Source organism: Parahoeflea alexandrii (genome assembly GCF_024105735.1).
GTDB lineage: Bacteria > Pseudomonadota > Alphaproteobacteria > Rhizobiales > Rhizobiaceae > Hoeflea > Hoeflea alexandrii.
Genome location: NZ_JAAAML010000001.1, coordinates 756112 through 774856 on the forward strand (window position 1 = coordinate 756112; position 18745 = coordinate 774856).

The following is an 18745-nucleotide window of genomic DNA, read 5'->3' on the forward strand; positions in this document are numbered from 1 at the left end:
CCACCCGAAATCCGCGACCGGCCCGACAACCGTCATTTGCCGGTCGTCCGGCCTGTTGATAGTGTCGCGAACCAATCTGGAGACACCAAATGCAACGATTCGCCACCGGAACCGACGCAGCCCTGGCGCTCAGACCGGACCATCCGCTTTATTGTTTCCGGCCGGAGGTACTCAAGCAGGATGCACGCCATTTCATGAAGCTGTTTCCGGGCGAGACGGCCTATGCGGTCAAGACCAATGGCGAGCCGATGGTGCTCAAGACACTGGTCGAAGCCGGAGTGAAGATCTTCGATGTGGCCTCGCCCGGCGAGTTCGAGGCGGTGAGGGCGGCCTCACCCGATGCAGAGATGCTCTACATGCATCCGGTCAAGGCGCAGTCCGATATCCGCCTGGCGCTCGAGACCTATGGGATCAGGGTGATGTCGCTCGATCATGAGGACGAGATTGCCAAGGTGCTCCGGATCGTCCGGGCGCTGGATCTCGATCCGGGCTCGATCACGATCTTCGTGCGGCTGCAGACCAAGGGCCACGCGATGTACGAATTGTCGAAGAAGTTCGGCGCGGCACCCGGCCATGCGGTGGAACTGGTGCAACGGCTCGACAAGATCGGCTTCAAGGTGGGGCTTTGCTTTCACGTAGGCAGCCAGGTTGAGGAGGCCGAATCCTACGAGTTGGCGCTCAAGTCCGCCGACTGGGTGCGCAACCGCGCCGGCGTGGCGCTGGTCGGGCTTGATGTCGGCGGCGGCTTCCCGGCTGTTTACGGCCATGATCCGAACCGCAAGGCCAAGCCGATGCCACCGCTTGAGGAGCTGATGGGCGAACTCAGGTCGAATATCACCGAATGGGCCTTCGACGACATGCCGCTGGTGGCCGAGCCCGGCCGGGTGGTGGTGGCGCGGGCGTTTTCGCTGGTGGTAAGGGTGCTGTTGAGAAAGGGCCGCAGGCTCTACATCAATGACGGGATCTGGGCCTCGCTTTCGGACAGCTGGACCGGCAAGATCACCCTGCCGGCGCGCTTCATTCCCGATCCGGCACGGCGCATCCGCAAGGGCAATGCCGAGAATGTGGTGCCGTTCAAGGTGTGCGGCGCGACCTGCGATTCGGTCGATATCCTGTCACGGCCGTTCTGGCTGCCGGAAACGGTCGATACCGGAGACTGGATCGAGATCGGCCATATCGGCGCCTACTCACTGTCGCTGAGAACCCGGTTCAACGGGTTCTATCCGGACGATTTCGTCGAGGTGACAACACCGTTTGACGGCGAGGGGGCTGATGGCTTTGCCAGCCTGGAAACGATGGCGGATTGAGGCGGAGGGGCCTTCCGAGGTGTGATTGAGGCGGCGGGCGGAACCAAAGCGGTTGTTGGTGGATTGAGGTGTACCGTCACTCGATGGCGAGCCGGTCATCGGTCCGCTCCGTCTCGATGCCGGGTTTGCAATCGATGACCTCGCGGGAGATGCCGACCATGGACAATCCGATCTTTTTCGACGACTGGGCCGGAATTGGCCGTATCCTGATCACCGGAGTGCTTGCCTATGCAGCGCTGATCGTGATGTTGAGAACATCCGGCAAGCGAACGCTGAGCAAGTTCAACGCGTTCGATTTCATCGTCACGATCTGCCTGGGCTCGATGCTGTCGTCGATCATCATCACCAAGTCGGTTCCGCTGCTGGAAGGGGTCGTTGCACTGGCGCTGCTCATCGCGCTGCAGTTCGCGATGACCTGGCTCTCGGTGCGCTGGGAGCCGCTCGAGAAGCTGATCAAGAGCGAGCCGAAAATTCTGGTGCACCGCGGTGTCTACCAGGACAAGGCGATGCGGGCCGAAAGGGTGACACGGGAGGAGATCACGGCTGCGCTGCATGCCAACGGGCATGGCGACATGCCCGCGTCCTGTTCGGTGGTGCTCGAGACCGATGGGGCGTTGAACGTGTTCAAGGCCGTTTCTCGTTGACATGAACCGGGATATTGCACCGCGCGCATGTGTCACGCGGTGCGAATGACGGTTCTGGAGTAGGATGGTCTTCGATACTCAGCCGTCTGGCTGGTCTGGAGGTCGTGCATGCCCAAACTCATCCGTTTTGTGCTCATCAATACAGCTCTCGGGGTGTTGATCGGATGGTTCGTGGCTGCAGCCGTGGTCTATTTCAACATCAACGGCTTCGGAGACCTGGTGCTTGGCTCCTCAAGCCGGATCGCGGCGGTGTTCATCCTGCTGGTCTCGTTCGGCTCGACCTTCGGCTTCGCGGTGATGGCGACGGCGGTGATGCTGATGCCGGTCGACAAGGACGAGTTCGACAAGTTGTAGCGGCCTTGGTCCTTGTCTTCTGCTTATTGCGTGTAGCCTGCAACAAACCCCTGAAGATAGGTGAGCCAGGCGGGTGGCAGTTCGATCTCGAAGAAGACGCCCATCAATGTCAGATTAATTGTTACGGCCATTGCCAGTCCGAGCGCGCTGAGCGCCCAGAAACCAATCGTGGCGTAAGACCTGAGGTTGCTGCGAAACAGCGCCAGCCGGATGCCGCAACCGAGATGGACGAACAGCGCCACAACTCCGAGAAAATAGTAGGGCAGGAAATACCAGATGAATGGCGCGCCGCTCATCACCGATGCCGGCCAATAGAAGTTGGTGTCGAGACCCTCGACCCAGCGGGCGAGAGCCATCGCGGATAAATGCTGGGCGAGGAAAAACAGGACTATGAATCCCGAAATCACCTGCGCGTAGGCCCAGCGCCCACGCAATCCGCGGCGGGTCTTGCGGATCAGAAGCAGCAGGCCAATTCCTATCTGCAGGACAACCGAGAGCAGCAGAAATGGTTCGACGACAGGATTGCGGTAGATGAGCCGCAGCGCGCTCTGCACGGTGTTGTAAGCCTCTATTCCGGCCACGCCGGTGAGATGGGTTGCGAAGTGCAGAATGATAAACAGCGCGAGGAACGCCGAGTTCCAGCGGTGGAAAAGCAATGGTGTCATTCGGTCTCGCCTTGCAAGAGATTGGCTTGAAACCAGGCGATTGCCTTGGCGGTTTGTTCCGGTGGAGTTTCCGCCATTCCGAGATGCTGAATATCGGCAAGGCTTGTTGCGGCGAGTTCCTTTCGCCAGGCGGCTTCGGCCTTCCACATCGACCGGGCTATGCCGCAGGGGCGGGTGTAATGCTTTCCGGCGACACCGGTCGGGCCGCATCTGCGGATCTCGGTGCAGACGAAATGACGGTCCGGGCCATCAATGGCCTCGACCATTTGCAGGAGCGTGATGTCTTCGGGTTTGCGCGCCAGGACATAGCCACCGCGCGGCCCGCGCCGGGTCTCGACGATGCCGGCCTGCGACAGCTTCTGCAACTGCTTGGCGAGATAGGGTTCTGGAAGTTCGAAGAACTCCGCCAGCAGACGTCGGGGAAGCGGGGTTCCCGGCGGCATCATGGCCAGTAGGGCGCAGGAGTGGATGGCCCATTCCAGGCCTTCAGAGTGCTTCATAATAATGGATATGTTATGTCCATTATTATGATGTCAAGAAGACTTGCCGCGGATGGCCGGTTCAGGACGCGCCCGTCGAGGCGGAGCTCGCCAAAACGCAAAAGGACCACGCTCACCGGCTGGTGAACGTGGTCCTTCCAGCATTCATGCTGGTTGGTGTCAGGCGGCGCGGGCGTGGCTCTGGTGGCTTGCCTGGCCGCTGATCTGGAAACGCGAGATGGCCTGGTTGAGGGTCTCGGTTTCCTCGAACACGGTGTGAACGGCGGCGGTGGTTTCCTCGACCATGGCGGCGTTCTGCTGGGTCATCTGGTCCATCTGGTTGACGGCAGTGTTGATTTCCTGAATGCCGACAGACTGTTCCTGCGAGGAGGTAACCATTGCCTTGACGTTGAAGTTGATCGACTGAACGTGGCCGCCGATCTTCTGCAGGGCCTCGCCGGTGCGGGTCACGAGAACCACACCGGACTGCACATGGGCCTCGGATTTTTCCAGAAGCGAGTTGATCTCCTTGGCCGCACTTGCCGAGCGCTGGGCCAGTTCACGCACTTCCTGGGCCACGACGGCGAAGCCCTTGCCGGCTTCCCCGGCACGGGCGGCCTCGACGCCGGCATTGAGCGCAAGCAGGTTGGTCTGGAAGGCGATCTCGTTGATCACGCCGATGATCTGCGTCACCTGCCTTGACGAGGTTTCGATCTCGCTCATGGCGGTCACGGTGTCCTGAACAATGGTCTCGGATTCGCTGGCAACACTGGATGCCTCGCTGACCATGCGGCCGATGTCGGTGGCGCGCTGGTGGGCGGCCTGGACGGTGGAGGTGATCTCGTCGAGGGCGGCTGCGGTCTGCTCAAGCGATGCGGCTTGTTGTTCGGTCCGGCGTGACAGATTGTCGGTCGAGCTGCGGATCTCAGCTGTGCCCTGGCCGATGTTGGCAGAACTTCCGGCGATGGAGGTGAAGGCCGCCTCGAGGCTTTCGATCGAGGTGTTGAAATCCTGACGAACGGCTTCGAGAGAAGCCGGGAAGGGCTTTGTGACCCGGAAGGCAAGATTGCCCTTGGACAATTGCCCCAGACCCTCGGCAAGGGCTGCGACGGCTTCCTGAAGCTGTTGCGCCTGGCGGGCCTTTTCAGCTTCGTTGGCGGCGCGCTCTTCCTCGGTAGCGAAGCGGGTTTCCTCGGCTTCGTTCTCGAGGTCGATGTTGCGCAGGGCCGAGGTGCGGAACACTTCGACGGCCTTGGCCATGGATCCAAGTTCATCCGAGCGCCCGGTGAACGGAACTTCGGTCTTCAGATCGCCCTTGGCCAGCAGTCCCATGTAATCGGTCATGCTGGAAAGCGGCCGGTAGATCATCGGCTTGCTGATCAGCGAGATGGCGCCGGCAATCAGGATCATCAGCAGGAAAACAGCTGCGGCTGCCCACTGGCCGGTCGTTGCAATGGCGTTGTAGCTGGTTCGATCCACCGCCACGACCGCCAATCCGATGGTGGTGTTGGAAAAATCCTTGACCGGGAAAATGACGGCGGCGAACGCTTCGCCGGTGCCGGGCATTGTCTCGAATGTCTCGCGTTTGTCGACGAGGCCTGCAAGATCGAAAACCTTGTCGGGGCTGATGTCACCCGAGAAGGTGTTGCCGATCTGCCTGAGTTCGTTGTCGCCGATGGCGAAGATGGCGGCAGGATGCCCGCTGTTCTTCGTGAATTTTTCGACGAAACCGCTGTGAAGGCTGAGCCCGAACTCCACAGATCCAAGATGCTGGCCATCCTTCGAGATCGGTGCCAGGCCGCGGATGCCGATGCCGGCAGCGCCGGCTTCAAGACCGTTCAGGGTCTGTTTGGTCCTGTTGACCTCCAGCACCGTGTTGCGGAACCCGGAGAGGTCGTCGCCGAACTTCTCGGGCTTGTGAACCCGCAGGAAGGAGGTTGCGGGCGGAAGATGAAACTGAAACTGGCGAACGTCGTACTTGTCTTTCAAAGCGCTGAATGCGCCGAGATTTTCGCGTGTCAGCGTATCACGATCGCCTGCTGCCATCGCATCCTTTGATGTCTGCTGTTCGGAGACAAACAGAGCCAGCATCGTGGCCGCGCGCTGCGAACTCGCAAGTTCGGACCTGAACTCTCCCTCAACGCTGGTGAGCTTGTCCTGCATTGCCTGGGAGACAAAGAGCTCGCTCAGCGTGAACACCGTTCCTGCGACAGCGACGGCAGAAATGAGGGCGCCGCCAAAAAGCAGTGTGTTGAACTTGCTGCTGATGTTCATCTTGATCATGTCGGGATCCTTAGGTGCGGAGAAATACCGCTGCGGGCGAGGGCATGTGGCTGTTGCGGTCCACGGTTCAGTGACGAGCAGGCTGTATCCGCTGAAATGAAGGCAACTCTAAAATATGCACAAATTAAAATATTAAAATGAATATCAATTGTAATCATTGCAGTTCGGTAAACGGGTGAGCTCGAAATATAGGGGTGCAGTTTGGTGGGATCTGCGTCATGGAGGACTGCAAAAGCCATGATTGCAAAGCAAGAGATCAAGCCCGCGAATTGTCCAAGTCCCTTATCGGCCGTCAGAACATCCGCGGTCTCCGGCATCAATGCCGTTTCCTTTTTGCTGCAAAGCACACTAGGCTTGCCGGCAAGGAGTAATTGATGGAAGAACAGATTTCAGGTGCAGTGGAAGCGGTTGGCGGCGTGGTCGAGCAGGCTGTCGCGCAAGTCGTCGAGCAGGCTGTCGGCCAGGGCGGGCACCATGGCGATGCGATGGTGGCGATCGCGATCGCCGTCGCCATCGCGGCCCTTCTCGGGCTCGGCTTCATGCGGCTCAGGCAGCCGCCGCTGGTAGGGTTCATCCTGGCCGGCCTGGCGCTCGGCCCCACCGGCATGGGCGTGATCTCGACATCTGAAAACGTGTCGCTGCTGGCTGAACTCGGCGTGGTGGTGCTGTTGTTCTTCATCGGTATGGAACTGTCGATCAAGGCCTTCGTGCTCAGCCTCAAGCCGGCAGTGATCGTGGCCGGCGGGCAACTGGTGGCCTCCATGGCGCTGGCGGCGCTTCTGGCCTTCATGCTTGATGCCAGCCCGTCGGAGACGCTGATCCTGGGCTTTATCATCGCGCTCTCGAGCACGGTGGTGGCGATGAAGATGCTCGACGAGATGGGCGAGTTGCGCGCCGCGCCGGGCCGGATTGCGGTCGGCGTCCTGATTGCGCAGGATCTCGCGGTCGTGCCGATGCTGATCCTGGTCTCAAGCCTGGGCGGTGACGAGTTCGACCTTGCCGATGTCGCCTTCAAGGTGGTGGTCGCGGTGGCGTTGCTTGCCGGGCTGTTGTGGTGGTTCGGACGGCATCCGAAACTCAAGCTGCCGTTTGCCGAAGCGATCGAGAACAATGTCGATCTGCTGGCGATCGGATCGCTGGCGCTGTGCTTTTCGGCGGCCGCGCTGTCAGGTCTCGCCGGTCTGTCGCCGGTCTATGGCGCATTCCTGGCGGGCATCGTCATCGGCAACTCCACGCTCAGAAGCCGCATCATCCCGGTGATCGAGCCGATCCAGAGCATTCTGCTGGTGGTGTTCTTTCTCTCGATCGGACTGCTGATCGACCTCGACTTCATTCTCGCCAACATTTCTCTGGTGCTTGCCGCGGCCCTTCTCGTGGTGGGGCTGAAGACGGCGCTCAACATCTTCCTGCTCCGGATCACAGGATCGGATCCGAAGACGGCGCTGCTGGCCGGCTTGTCGATGGCGCAGATCGGGGAGTTTTCCTTCGTGCTGGCGGCTGCAGGCTTTGCTTCGGGCGCGTTCGGCTCCGACATCTACCGGCTTGCGATCGCGGTGACGGCGATCTCGCTGCTGGTGTCGCCGATCTGGTTCAATCTGATGGAGCGTGTCGAGGACCTGGCGAGTGAAAGCCTGAGCTCCTACAAGCAAGCGCTGGCACAGGCCTATGAGGACGAACTCGACGGCGTCGAGAACGTGGTGTGGGCTGCCAGGGCCCGCTACCGCGCGGCACGCTTCGCGCTCTATCAGCGGAAGATGCGCAAATCGGCGCTCAAGGCGGAATCCATAGACAGTGCCGTGCCGCCAGTGGAACCAGCCGGTGCAGCGGCTGAAAGCGCCGACGATGCTGCAGCCGCCCCGGCTTCGGACAGCGAGACTGTGCCCGAGCCTTCGGGTGACGGTGCTCCGCCGGCGGCAGAGAAGCCCGAGAAGGGAACCGCCTAGAGCTTCAGAGCTTGCCCAGCAGCGCCGGATCCGGCCAGCCATCGGCGGGAAGGCCGAGGCGCAGCTGTTCGGCGCGGACCGCGGCGCGGGTGCCCCCGCCGAGAATGCCGTCGATCTTGCCGACATCATGGCCGCGGGCGGCCAGTTTCTGCTGCAATTGCTTCATCGACGCATCGTCCAGACCGTTGCCGGGATTGCCCGCGTCATAGGGCTTGGCGCCGGCCAGCCTTGTCGCGAAGTAGGCCGCCGAGGTGGTGTAGATGAAGCTCTGGTTCCATTCGAGATAGATCGAGAAATTCGGAAACGCCAGGAAGGCCGGGCCGTTGCGGCCCTGCGGGAACAGCAGGTCAGCGGGCAGGTTCTGCGAGGTCGGCTGGCCGTTGGGGAAGCTGACGCCGAGCGCGGTCCAGTCGTTGAGCGTCATGCCGCCGTTCAGCCCTGACTTCTCGTAGGGGAAGTTGCCCGATGGCACCGAGACTTCGGCAAACCAGGGTTCACCGGCGCGCCAGCCCAGCGACTTGATGAATTTCGCGGCGGTCATGATTGCGTCTTCGGAAGACGTCTTCAGATTGACATGGCCGTCGCCGTCGCCATCCACGCCGTATTCGATGATATCCCTTGGCAGCATCTGGACCTGGCCGATCTCTCCGGCCCAGGCGCCGGTGGTGCCGTTCGGATCGAGATCGCCATGGCCGACCATCTCGACGGCCGCGATCAGCTGCGGACGGAACAGTTCGGGCCGGCGGCAATCATGCGCCAGCGTCGCCAGCGCGTTCATGGTGTTGAAATCGCCCTGCACCGCGCCGAAATCGGTCTCCAGGCCCCAGAAGGCGGTGATGACGGCGGCCGGCACGCCATACTCGGCCTCCGCGCGGGCGAAGGTGTTGGCGTATTGCTTCATCTTCTTTGCGCCGACCTGCATGCGGTTGGAACTGACCGAGCGCCTGGAAAACTCGAGGAAGGTCTGGCGGAAAACGCCTTGCGCGCGGTCGCGCGACAGCACCTTGTTGTCGATTGAGGCGTTGCGCAGCGCGCGCGTCGCAACCTCACCGCTGACACCATTGGCCATCGCTTCGGCTTTCACGCCTTCGAGGAACTGGGCGAAATTGCCGCCGCAGGCGGGCGCCTGCGCCATGGCCGGGGTGGCTGCGAGGCCTGCGAGAAGGATGGCTAAGGGAAGCTTCGATGTCATGGCGGCGTCAACTCCTGATGGGGCGATGAATGGACCCCGGATTTGTGGCGATGATGAGGTGATTCCTTGGATGCGCAAAGTCTTGGGTCTTGCCGAGCTGCTGGCGCCGGAGGATCGGCTTCACGGAGCCCACAGCGCCGGTTGCATCCAGACGTCCGGGAGCCCGAGAGTTCCGTGATCCGGCAATGGGGCTGATCCCAGGCCGAGCGATTGCCAGGCTTCACGGTATTCCTCGGGCAGGGGATAGGGCGGGGCGACGCCGGTTTCCGGGCTGAAGCCGCTGCGCCCGTAGTAGGCGGGATCACCGAGCACATAGACATGGGCCACGCCGTCCCGCTTGAGCCGATGCCCTTTCGCTGCCATTCGGGCGCGACGGCCAGCGGAGCCAGGAGTGCGGCCTTGGCGTCACTTCCGCTAATCCCGCACAGGGTGAACAGGATATGGCCGACCGTCGCATCGCCGGCTTCGGCCACTAGCGAGAGGATGCCGGGGTCTTCCGTGAGCAGTTGCCGGACCAGCGGCAGCAAGTCCTCCTCCGGGAAGGCCGCGGGATACAGCCTCTCGATGGAGGCCATGTCATCGGACCGGCTCGGTCGAATCTCAATATCTTGCAGTTTCGCCTCCATCCGGTTCTGCACTGTTCCACTCACAGCTTAGGCTGGAATGGCGTGGGGCGAAACCGCTGCCTACCGCGCATATTTCCTCAGCCAGGCTTCCCACTGCTTCTTGCTGCCGGCGAAGGCATTGATGTCGGTGTCGCCCTTGATGCCGTCCATCATGCCGGTGCCGGTGTATTGCCAGAAGGTCCAGGGGTGGTCGGGATAGATGTCCTGCGGGTGGGCGGCAACGGATCTGAGCCAGAACTGGTAGTTCTGGAAATGGCCGTCGAGGTTCTCGCGGTGGAAATCGACCGGTGTGTAGATGATCGGGCGCTTGCCGTAATGGCGGCCGACCATATCCATCCAGACCTTCATCTCGATGCGCACGGTTTCGGGATCCGGACGTGTCGTGCAGGTCTTCGAAGCATGGTTCCACTCGACATCGAGAACGGGCGGCATCTGCACCGATTCCCGCGGTACGTTGGCGATGAACCACTCGGCCTGTTCGCGCGCCGGGCGGCAGAAATAGTAGAAATGGTAGGGTGCGTGCGGGATGCCGGCGGCGCGGGCGCCGCGCCAGTATTCCGGAAAGCGGCTGTCATTGTGGTCGCCGCCTTCGGTCGCCTTGATGAAGACGAAGGCGACGCCGGCGCGCTTGACCTCGTTCCAATCGATATCGCCCTGCCATTTGGACACGTCGATGCCGTGAACGGGATAACGGTCGGGGTGATACTTGCCGAAATCGACCGGCTTGCGGTCGCCGTAGCGGCCGTTCCCGGGCGGATCGAGCTTCTTGACGTCCGGCCTGTTCGACTGCGCCGTCTGTTTCTTGGCGTTGCCGATGGGCTGCAGGCTGTCTTCAAGCCCTGTCGAACTGCAGCCGGCCAGGCTGGTGGCGGCAACCAGCAGCAGCGCGGCGACAGACCTGGACGACAGCCAGCCGGCTGTCTCCTGGCGTACCGGCCGGGAGCGCCCCAGCATTTGTCGCAAGGCGAAACTAAGCTTCGATAGCGTTAATACTGTCTTACGGGAGTGCATGAATGAGACTTTCAGCGAAACAGTGTTTCATTTCAGTGGTTTAGCGGATGCTTGCGGGTCCGCGCCATCCTGCGGGACCCTGGCCACGCCTGAACTCTTCCCCTGTTTACTGACAAATCGTTAAATTTTGAAAAATGCCATCAATCAGTCGTTTACCACGGCGTCCGCGTGGTCACTTTTTGTTAAGCGATGAGGGGGCATCTGGACTTCGGAACAGGAGTCTTTGGCATGATGCTGAATACGTATGTACCAAACGCATTCAGGCGATATGCAATCGCTGGTTTGGTTATGGCAATTGTGACGCCACTGGCGGCCATTGCAACTGAAGTTCTTGCCGGCGCCAGCATGGCGCATGCAGGGTATGTCTTTCTTACAAGTCCGTTCGGAATGGCAGCCATTGCTGCGCCGCTGGGAATGGTCCTGCTGGTTGCCGGGCTGGGCTATCGCCATGACCGGCTGGCGCGGCAGATCCGCAGCGAACGGGCGGCGACAGAGCAGCTGCGTCAGGCAGCCTATCACGATGGCCTGACCGGTTTGCGCAACCGCCATGCGCTTGGTGAAGATGTCGGGCGGATCCTCCGCTGCAGGAGCGGGCAGGCCGAGCACACGGCCCTTTTGCTGTTCGATCTCGACCGCTTCAAATACATCAACGACACAATGGGCCATGCGGCCGGTGACCTGGTCCTCAAGGTGCTGGCAGAGCGGATGCAGGCCTATTGCCAGGCGGGACAGCGCGTCTATCGGCTGGGTGGCGACGAATTCGTGCTGTTGTGGGAAAACGCGCCGGGAATCAAGACCATTTCCAGCTTCTGCGACGGCCTGTCGGCCTTTGTGTTCCGTCCGGTCGAAAGCCCGGCCGGGAAGATAGACACTGGTGGCAGTATCGGTTTTGCCATCACCGACGAGCAGGTCGGCAGCCTCTCCGATTTGCTCAAGCGGGCCGACCTGGCGCTGTACCACACCAAGGAAAAGCCGGGCGTGAAGCACAGCTTCTTTACCCATGAAATGGAGAGCAGCCACCGGCGTCGTCAGCAGATGGAAGCAAACATGCGCCATGGCCTGGCAACGGGCGCATTCCATCTTGATTACCAGCCGGTGGTCAAGATCTCGACCCTTTCGGTTTCGGGGTTCTCGGTTCGTCTGCGCTGGGCGCATCCCGAGGATGGCGATCTGGCGCAGGAGGTGTTCCTTCCTGTTGCCGAGGCAAGCGGCCTGATCCTGCCGCTGGGCAAATGGATGCTCGAGCGCGCCTTTGAGGATGCAAGCGGATGGATCGACAAGGCGGATCTGACTTTGCCGGTCGCGGCAGTCCAGTTGCGCGATCCGGGCTTTGCCGGTTTCGTGATCTCTGCGCTTGAAAAGTCCGGTTTCGAGCCGGGACGGCTGGTCCTGGATGTGGAGTCGAACGCGGCACGGCGCGAGGCCGCAATCGTGCTGGCAAACCTCGAGCAGCTGCGCGAGCACGGTGTGAAGATATCGGTCAGCGAACTTGCCGCCAGCATTGCCGGACTGTCGATGGTTCGCGATTTTCCGGTCGACCGGGTGCGGCTTGACCTTGGCAAGATCAGGAAGCTCGCCGGCAAGACCCGTGTCGTGCAGATGCTGACCCTGTTCCTGCAGCTCGCTTCCACTGTTGAAACCGCGGTGATCCTGACCGGTGTGGACAGCGAGGATGATCTCAAATGCGCCTGTGACGCCGGTGCGGAACAGGTGCAGGGCGGCTTTGCCGGTGTCCGGCTCTGCGCCCTGCAGGTCTCACGCTTTTCCACGTCCTTCCGGGAAACGGCGCCTCTCGAGGTGCCGACATTGTCCAAGTCTGCCTGACAGCAGAACCAGGCCTGACCGGCTTTCCCGGTCCGATCAGGGCTTGCCGGCGCCGCCTGCGGTCGGTGTGGTCAGGATGACGGCTTCGCCGGCTTCCAGAACCGTCTGGTCGCAGGCCTTCAGCGTTTCGATGCTGCCATCGCGGCGGCGGACCTCGGTCTTGCCGACTTCACCTTCGCCTCCGCCATCGATGCCGAGCGGCGGGCGGTTGCGGTGCGAGGACAGGATGGCGAGATCCATGCGCTCGAGGAAGCGGATGGTTCGCTTCGTGCCATTGCCGGCGCTGAAGCGGCCCTTGCCGCCGGATTCGTCTCGGATGTGGAAATCCTCGAGTTCAACGGGAAAGCGCATTTCCAGGATTTCCGGATCGGTCAGCCGCGAATTGGTCATGTGGGTGTGGACGCCCGAGGTGCCATGGAAGCCGCGGCCCGAGTTCTCGTAACCCGCCGGCGAGCCCGAGCAGATGGTCTCGTAATACTGGTACCTGGCGTTGCCGAAGGTGAGATTGTTCATCGTGCCCTGGCTGTTGGCGAGAGCGCCCAGCGCCCCGAAGATGGCGTTGGTGACGTGCTGCGAGGTCTCAACATTGCCGGCGACCACGGCGCGCGGATAGGCGGGCTTGAGCATCGAACCTTCGGGGATGGCGATGTGAATCGGGCGCAGGCAGCCGGCATTCATCGGGATCGGCTTTTCGACCATCACCCGGAAGCAGTAGAGCACGGCGGCGCGGGCCACCGGTTCGGGGGCGTTAAAGTTGTTTTCCATCGCATCCGAGGTGCCGGTGAAATCGACAGTCGCCTCGCGACGCTCGCGGTCGACCGAGATCTTCACCCTGATCACCTGGCCGGTGTCGGTCGGATACTCGTATTCGCAATCCGACAGGGTCTCGATCACGCGGGCGACGCTTTCCGCCGCATTGTCCTGGACGTGGCCCATATAGGCCTCGACGACATCGAGACCGAAGTCAGTGACCATCTTTCTCAGATCCGCGACGCCCTTTTCGTTGGCGGCGATCTGGGCCTTCAGGTCGGCGACGTTCTGGGTGACGTTTCGAACGGGGTAGGGATGGTCGGTCAGAAGCTCGATCAGCTCCTTTTCGCGGAAGCGGCCGCGCTCGACGATGCGGAAATTGTCGATCAGCACGCCTTCCTCGTCGACGGTGGTGGCGAGCGGCGTCATCGAGCCGGGTGCGGTGCCGCCGACATCGGCGTGGTGGCCGCGCGAGGCCGCCCAGAACAGAATCTCGGTTCCGTCGTCGGAGAACACCGGAGTGACAACGGTGATGTCGGGCAGGTGAGTGCCGCCATTGTAGGGGGCGTTCAAAGCAAAGACGTCGCCGAGATGGATGTCGCCTTCGTTCAAGCGGATGATGGTTTCCACCGAGCGGTCCATCGAGCCCAGATGCACCGGCATGTGCGGCGCATTGGCGACCAGGGCTCCGTTGCGGTCGAACACGGCGCATGAGAAGTCGAGCCGCTCCTTGATGTTGACCGAATAGGCGGTGTTCTGAAGCGTCACGCCCATCTGCTCGGCGATCGACATGAACAGGTTGTTGAACACCTCGAGCATGATCGGATCGGCCTTGTCGGCGCCGATGGCCAGCGCCCGGTCGAGCTTTTCATAGCGGGTCAGCAAGACGTGATCGCGGGCATTGATGGTTGCTTCCCAGCCCGGCTCCAGGACAATTGTCTGGTTGGGCTCGATGATCAGCGCCGGGCCCTTGAGGCGGTTGCCGGGGCTGAGCCGGTCGCGGCGGACAATCCGCGCGTCGTGCCATTTGCCATTGGCGTAGACCGGGCGGGTTTCTCCGTCCGATATCTCTGCCGAATCGAGCGCGTGTTCGGGCTCGATGCGGTGGTCTTCCCGGTCGTCGATGCCTTCAACCGATATGGCCTCGATGATGACCGTCTTGTTCTCGTAGACAAAGCCGAACTGGGCCTTGTGGGCGGTCTCGAATTCGGTGCGGGCAGCAGCGAAATCGAAATCCGAGAAGGCGACCGGAATGGTGGTGTCGGTTCCGTCATAGCGCAATTGCAGCATCGGCCGCCAGCTGATGGCATCGTCGGGCACGCCCTGGGTCTTGAGTTCCTCGAACACGCCCTTGCACAGCACATCGACGAGCAGTTTGACATCGGTGCGGCTGTCTTCTTCCAGTGGCTTGATCAATGCCTGCTGGCGGCTGGCGAAGACGCTGGCGAGGCCGATGCCGTAGGCCGAGAGCAGGCCCGAGAAGGGGTGGATGAGGATCGATTCCATGCCCAGCGCGTCGGCGACAAGGCAGGCGTGCTGGCCGCCGGCGCCGCCGAAACAGTTGAGCAGGTATCGGGTGACGTCATAACCGCGCTGCACGGAGATCTTCTTGATGGCGTTGGCCATGTTCTCGACGGCGATGGTGATGAAGCCTTCGGCTATTTCTTCGGCGCTCTTGCCGGGCTGGTCGCTCGCCAGGGTGTCAAATGCCCGGCGAACGGCGTCGACATCGAGCGGCTGGTCCTGGCCGGGACCGAAGATGGCCGGGAAGAAGTCGGGCTGCAGCTTGCCAAGCATGACATTGGCATCGGTGACGGTGAGCGGACCGCCGCGGCGGTAGCAGGCAGGACCGGGATTGGCGCCGGCGGAATCAGGGCCCGCGCGGAAGCGGCCCTCGCCCGAATGCAGGATCGAGCCGCCGCCGGCGGCCACCGTGTGAATGCGCATCATCGGCGCGCGGATGCGGACACCGGCGACCTCGGTGTCGAAGGCGCGCTCATAGTCGCCATCATAGTGGGCGACATCGGTGGAAGTGCCGCCCATGTCGAAGCCGATGACCTTGTCGAAACCGGCAAGGGCCGCGGTCTCGACCATGCCGACGACGCCGCCGGCCGGGCCCGACAGGATGGCGTCCTTGCCGCGGAACATGTCTGCCGCGGTCAAGCCGCCGGATGACATCATGAATTGCAATGTTGGTCCGGGCTCGCCCGAGGGCGTAGCGCCGAGAACGCTCGCAACGCGGTCGACATAGCGTCTGAGAATGGGTGAGAGGTAGGCGTCGACCACGGTGGTGTCCCCACGGCCGACGAGCTTGGCCAGCGGCGAGACCTGATGGCTGACCGAGATCTGGGCAAAGCCCGCGCGCTTGCAGGCATCCTCGACGATGATCTCGTGGATGGAATTCTGCCAGGAATGCATCAGCACCACGGCGACGGAATCGATGCCGTCGGCGCGGATCCTTGCGAGTTCCGGCTCGAGCGCTTCGAGGTCGACACCACGCACCGCCTTGCCGTCCGCCATGGTGCGCTCATCGACCTCGATGACGCGTTCATAGAGCTGCTCTGGCAGGATGATTTCCTTGGCGAAGATGTCGGGCCGGGCCTGATAGGCGATGCGGAGCGCGTCGCGGAAGCCCCTGGTGATGACCAGAGCGGTGCGGTCGCCCTTGCGCTCGAGCAGCGCATTGGTCGCAACCGTGGTGCCCATCTTGACGTGGCCGATGCGTTCTGCGGGGATAGGGCTGTCCTGATCGACGCCAAGCAGATCGCGGATGCCCTGGATGGCGGCATCGGGATAGGCTTCTGGGTTTTCCGACAAGAGCTTGCGCTGGTGCAGCGTGCCATCGGGGGCGCGGCCGACCACATCGGTGAAGGTGCCGCCACGATCGATCCAGAAATCCCAAACGCCCGTCATGATCATGCCTCCAGCAGGTTCTCGCCGCTCCGGATCTTGCCATGGACAGCGGCTCTTGTCCGCGTATAATGCTTATTGTCAGCATAACGTCAATATTTTGTCGATAAAATGTGAGTGAAAAATGGCCCGACAGGATTCCGCAACCCAGAAGGGCATCGGCCCGATTGTTTCGGCGTCGCATCTGGCCGATGGCGGCTTGCCTGCACTTTCCGAAATGGAATTCGCACTTGTGATCCTGAGCAATGCCTTCCAGCGCTGGATCACCCGCTGCACTTCCGCTGCGGGCGGCGAGGGGCTGTCGGCGATCGAGGTGCAGATCCTGCACGCGGTCAATCATCGTGAGCGCGACAAGAGCCAGTCGGAACTGTGCATGATGTTCAACATCGAGGACACCCATGTGGTGGCCTATGCGCTGAAGAAGCTCGAGGCGCTGGGGCTGGTGGAATCGGGCCGCCGCGGCAAGGAAAAGACGGCGCGGATCACCAGGGACGGGGCCGATCTGTGCCTGCGTTACCGGGATCTGCGGGAGAAATTGTTGATTGAGTCAGTCAAGTCACTTGGTCTGGACGAATCCCGGGTCAGCGAGATAGCAGCGCTGATGCGGGTGATGTCGGGTCAATATGACCAGGCCTCGCGGGCTGCCGCCAGCTATTGACCGCGAGCCTGTCGGCTGCCTATCGTCGAGCCATATTTTCAATCACGACGGGAGAGGGCGCATGGACTATGTCCGGCTGGGAAAGACAGGCCTTAAGGTTTCGCCGCTGTGCCTTGGCTGCATGAGTTTCGGCACACCGGGCGGACCGACGCACCCCTGGGTGATCCCGGAAGACGAGGCGCAGCCGTTCTTCCGCAAGGCGGTCGAGAGCGGGATCAATTTCTTCGATACGGCCAATCACTACAATTTCGGTGATTCCGAAAAGATCACCGGCAAGGCGCTCAAAACCTACGCCCGGCGTGACGAGATCGTGGTGGCGACCAAGGTGGGGCTGAGGATGAGCGACGGCCGGCCGAATGACCGCGGGCTGTCGCGCAAGCACATCTTCGACCAGGTCGACCAGTCGCTCGACCGTCTCGGCATGGACTACATCGATCTCCTTTATATTCACCGCCTCGATCCCGACACGGAGCACGAAGAGATGCTCGCAGCCCTCGAAGCGGTTATCCAGGCCGGCAAGGTGCGCTATGTCGCGGCGTCGTCGATGTGGGCCTGGCAGTTCGCCAAGCTCAGGGAAATGCAGAAGGCGCGGGGCTACCAGCCATTCGTGGCGATGCAAAATTTCTACAACCTCGCTTACCGCGAGGAAGAGCGTGAGATGATGCCCTATTGCGCGTCCGAAGGGGTGGGTGTCGTGCCCTGGTCTCCGATCGCGCGCGGGTTCCTGGCGGGCAACCGGCCGAAAGAGGGGCAGGCCACCAACCGGGCAGCCACAGACAAGATGGCGCAAGGCTATTTCGGTTCGGCACAGGACTACGCGATCCTGGGTCGGGTCGAGAAGGTTGCGGCCAAGCTCGGCGTCAAGCCGGCGCAGGTGGCCTATGCCTGGGTCCTGTCGAAGTCCTACGTCACATCACCGATTGTCGGCGCCACCAAGATCGGACAGCTTGAGGAAGCCATCGGTGCGCTTGACGTGAAGCTCGACGCGGCTTCGATCCGGCTGCTCGAAGGCGCCTACAAGCCGCGCGAGGTGGCGGGGCACAGCTAGAGCCGGTCATCTTTAGCTGGAAGCGATTTGGTGGACTTCCAAGCTTGGTGCACACGGATGTTTCGCCAAGACAGGACGATTGTAATCTAAAGATGATCGGCTCTAAGCCCTCGTCACCCAACCTTGGCCTTGCGGCCGCACCAGACGACGATGCCGACGGCGAGCGCGAAGCCGAGCATGACCGGGGTCACTGTTTCGCCCAGGAGCAGGGCCGAAAGGCCGAGCGTGACGAAGCTCTGCAACAGCTGCACCTGGCCGACACGGGCAATGCCGCCGATGGCGAGACCCTGGTTCCAGAAGATGAAGCCGGCGAACATCGAGCCGAGCGAGAGATAGGCGAGTGCTGCGAGCGCATGGCCGTCGGGCCGGATGATGCCGCTTTCCCAGGTAAAAACCGTGCCCGCCAGCGACAGCGGCGCGGTGACCACCAGTGCCCAGCTGATGACCTCCCATCCCGACCGGGTGCGGGCGAGCTTGCCGGAAATGACGTAGCCGCAGGAGGCCGACAGGGCGGCGCAAGCGAGCCAGAAATCACCGATGCCGGGCTCGATATCGGCGCCGGAGAGGGAAAAGACCAGCACCAGTGCCGCCCCTGTCAGGCTCCAGGCCCAGAAGGCGAGGCCGGGCCGCTCGCCGCCGAAAAGGGCTGCGAAGGTGGCGGTCATCAGCGGCAGCACGCCCAGCACCACCCCGCCATGGGATGCGGGCACGGTCTGCATCGCGACGCTTGAAAAAGCCGGGAAGCCATAGACCAGCAACAGGCCTGCAAGAAAAAACGAGAGCGAATGCTGGCGCGGGAATGGTTTTCTCAGAAGGGCAAGCGTGACGCCCGCCACCGAGGCGGCGATGGCCGCGCGGCAGAAAGTGATGAAGGCCGGCGAGAACCCCTCGAGGGCGATGCGGGTGATCGGAAGGGTGGCGCCGAAGATGACGACCCCGATGAAGCCGAGCGCCATGCCGGTGAGCGGGTGGGCGGAGGCCTTCGGGGTTGGCGCGGAGGGAAGCGGTGTATCTGTCATGACAACGGCATTACGGGGCGATCCGGCGCGGG

The 18745-nt window shown here is 62.1% G+C and carries 15 protein-coding genes and 1 pseudogene; 7 read left to right on the top strand and 9 right to left on the bottom strand.

Annotated features, from left to right (window positions below):
- The first annotated feature begins 89 nt into the window (after positions 1-89).
- From GTW23_RS03465 to GTW23_RS03475, 3 genes are all read left to right on the top strand, one after another.
- A complete protein-coding gene (locus tag GTW23_RS03465) occupies positions 90-1307 on the top strand; it encodes an alanine racemase (protein ID WP_152007864.1) in 1218 nt (405 codons plus the stop codon).
- 158 nt (positions 1308-1465) lie between these two features.
- Positions 1466-1951 (top strand): DUF421 domain-containing protein, encoded by a 486-nt coding sequence (locus tag GTW23_RS03470; protein WP_252914634.1) that lies wholly within the window; start codon positions 1466-1468, stop codon positions 1949-1951.
- 108 nt (positions 1952-2059) lie between these two features.
- Positions 2060-2305, top strand: coding sequence for a hypothetical protein (locus GTW23_RS03475; RefSeq protein WP_152007867.1), 246 nt, complete (start codon positions 2060-2062; stop codon positions 2303-2305).
- Between the two features lie 23 nt (positions 2306-2328).
- On the opposite strand, the gene GTW23_RS03480 is transcribed toward GTW23_RS03475, so the two are convergent.
- From GTW23_RS03480 to GTW23_RS03490, 3 genes are all read right to left on the bottom strand, one after another.
- The gene (locus tag GTW23_RS03480) at positions 2329-2970 is read right to left on the bottom strand and encodes a hypothetical protein (protein WP_252914635.1); all 642 of its coding nucleotides are present in this window, start codon (positions 2968-2970) and stop codon (positions 2329-2331) included.
- On the bottom strand, positions 2967-3470 hold the full coding sequence (locus GTW23_RS03485) for an RrF2 family transcriptional regulator (protein WP_252914636.1): 504 nt from the start codon (positions 3468-3470) through the stop codon (positions 2967-2969). The genes GTW23_RS03480 and GTW23_RS03485 overlap by 4 nt, the downstream gene beginning before the upstream one ends.
- Positions 3471-3629: 159 nt before the next feature.
- On the bottom strand, positions 3630-5732 hold the full coding sequence (locus GTW23_RS03490; protein ID WP_252914637.1) for a methyl-accepting chemotaxis protein: 2103 nt from the start codon (positions 5730-5732) through the stop codon (positions 3630-3632).
- Between the two features lie 374 nt (positions 5733-6106).
- Here GTW23_RS03490 and GTW23_RS03495 point away from each other — a divergent pair, with 374 nt between their 5' ends.
- A complete protein-coding gene (locus GTW23_RS03495) occupies positions 6107-7675 on the top strand; it encodes a cation:proton antiporter (protein WP_252914638.1) in 1569 nt (522 codons plus the stop codon).
- Between the two features lie 4 nt (positions 7676-7679).
- On the opposite strand, the gene GTW23_RS03500 is transcribed toward GTW23_RS03495, so the two are convergent.
- The 4 genes and pseudogenes from GTW23_RS03500 to GTW23_RS03510 form a co-directional block, all read right to left on the bottom strand.
- Positions 7680-8867: a lytic murein transglycosylase gene (locus GTW23_RS03500; protein WP_252914639.1), complete on the bottom strand. Its 1188-nt coding sequence runs from the start codon at positions 8865-8867 to the stop codon at positions 7680-7682.
- A gap of 120 nt (positions 8868-8987) precedes the next feature.
- Positions 8988-9230 carry a hypothetical protein gene (locus GTW23_RS03505; RefSeq protein ID WP_252914640.1) on the bottom strand — a complete coding sequence of 81 codons (243 nt, stop codon included), beginning with the start codon at positions 9228-9230 and terminating at the stop codon, positions 8988-8990.
- A gap of 35 nt (positions 9231-9265) precedes the next feature.
- Positions 9266-9493, bottom strand: a pseudogene (locus tag GTW23_RS23545) (GNAT family N-acetyltransferase); the annotation flags it as partial.
- A gap of 60 nt (positions 9494-9553) precedes the next feature.
- The gene (locus GTW23_RS03510; protein WP_375590852.1) at positions 9554-10447 is read right to left on the bottom strand and encodes a glycoside hydrolase family 25 protein; all 894 of its coding nucleotides are present in this window, start codon (positions 10445-10447) and stop codon (positions 9554-9556) included.
- A gap of 345 nt (positions 10448-10792) precedes the next feature.
- Here GTW23_RS03510 and GTW23_RS03515 point away from each other — a divergent pair, with 345 nt between their 5' ends.
- Entirely contained in the window at positions 10793-12328 is a 1536-nt protein-coding gene (locus tag GTW23_RS03515; RefSeq protein WP_252914641.1) for a putative bifunctional diguanylate cyclase/phosphodiesterase, read from the top strand.
- A gap of 36 nt (positions 12329-12364) precedes the next feature.
- On the opposite strand, the gene GTW23_RS03520 is transcribed toward GTW23_RS03515, so the two are convergent.
- The gene (locus GTW23_RS03520; protein WP_252914642.1) at positions 12365-15991 is read right to left on the bottom strand and encodes a hydantoinase B/oxoprolinase family protein; all 3627 of its coding nucleotides are present in this window, start codon (positions 15989-15991) and stop codon (positions 12365-12367) included.
- A 121-nt stretch (positions 15992-16112) separates the two neighbouring features.
- Between GTW23_RS03520 and GTW23_RS03525 the strand changes: the two genes are divergently transcribed.
- Together GTW23_RS03525 and GTW23_RS03530 are read left to right on the top strand one after the other, a co-directional pair.
- Complete coding sequence (locus GTW23_RS03525) at positions 16113-16646, top strand: winged helix DNA-binding protein (RefSeq protein WP_252914643.1); 534 nt, start codon at positions 16113-16115, stop codon at positions 16644-16646.
- Between the two features lie 61 nt (positions 16647-16707).
- Positions 16708-17694 (top strand): aldo/keto reductase, encoded by a 987-nt coding sequence (locus GTW23_RS03530; protein ID WP_252914644.1) that lies wholly within the window; start codon positions 16708-16710, stop codon positions 17692-17694.
- A gap of 113 nt (positions 17695-17807) precedes the next feature.
- Here GTW23_RS03530 and GTW23_RS03535 read toward each other — a convergent pair whose 3' ends face one another.
- The gene (locus GTW23_RS03535; RefSeq protein WP_152007878.1) at positions 17808-18713 is read right to left on the bottom strand and encodes a DMT family transporter; all 906 of its coding nucleotides are present in this window, start codon (positions 18711-18713) and stop codon (positions 17808-17810) included.
- Between the last annotated feature and the right edge of the window lie 32 nt (positions 18714-18745).

Coding starts and splice junctions, on each gene's coding strand:
- GTW23_RS03525 (WP_252914643.1), top strand. CDS start 16,113: ATGGCCCGACAGGATTCCGCAACCCAGAAGGGCATCGGCCCGATTGTT.
- GTW23_RS03495 (WP_252914638.1), top strand. CDS start 6,107: ATGGAAGAACAGATTTCAGGTGCAGTGGAAGCGGTTGGCGGCGTGGTC.
- GTW23_RS03475 (WP_152007867.1), top strand. CDS start 2,060: ATGCCCAAACTCATCCGTTTTGTGCTCATCAATACAGCTCTCGGGGTG.
- GTW23_RS03505 (WP_252914640.1), bottom strand. CDS start 9,230: ATGGCAGCGAAAGGGCATCGGCTCAAGCGGGACGGCGTGGCCCATGTC.
- GTW23_RS03515 (WP_252914641.1), top strand. CDS start 10,793: ATGGCAATTGTGACGCCACTGGCGGCCATTGCAACTGAAGTTCTTGCC.
- GTW23_RS03465 (WP_152007864.1), top strand. CDS start 90: ATGCAACGATTCGCCACCGGAACCGACGCAGCCCTGGCGCTCAGACCG.
- GTW23_RS03500 (WP_252914639.1), bottom strand. CDS start 8,867: ATGACATCGAAGCTTCCCTTAGCCATCCTTCTCGCAGGCCTCGCAGCC.
- GTW23_RS03470 (WP_252914634.1), top strand. CDS start 1,466: ATGGACAATCCGATCTTTTTCGACGACTGGGCCGGAATTGGCCGTATC.
- GTW23_RS03490 (WP_252914637.1), bottom strand. CDS start 5,732: ATGATCAAGATGAACATCAGCAGCAAGTTCAACACACTGCTTTTTGGC.
- GTW23_RS03485 (WP_252914636.1), bottom strand. CDS start 3,470: ATGAAGCACTCTGAAGGCCTGGAATGGGCCATCCACTCCTGCGCCCTA.
- GTW23_RS03535 (WP_152007878.1), bottom strand. CDS start 18,713: ATGACAGATACACCGCTTCCCTCCGCGCCAACCCCGAAGGCCTCCGCC.
- GTW23_RS03510 (WP_375590852.1), bottom strand. CDS start 10,447: ATGCTGGGGCGCTCCCGGCCGGTACGCCAGGAGACAGCCGGCTGGCTG.
- GTW23_RS03530 (WP_252914644.1), top strand. CDS start 16,708: ATGGACTATGTCCGGCTGGGAAAGACAGGCCTTAAGGTTTCGCCGCTG.
- GTW23_RS03520 (WP_252914642.1), bottom strand. CDS start 15,991: ATGACGGGCGTTTGGGATTTCTGGATCGATCGTGGCGGCACCTTCACC.
- GTW23_RS03480 (WP_252914635.1), bottom strand. CDS start 2,970: ATGACACCATTGCTTTTCCACCGCTGGAACTCGGCGTTCCTCGCGCTG.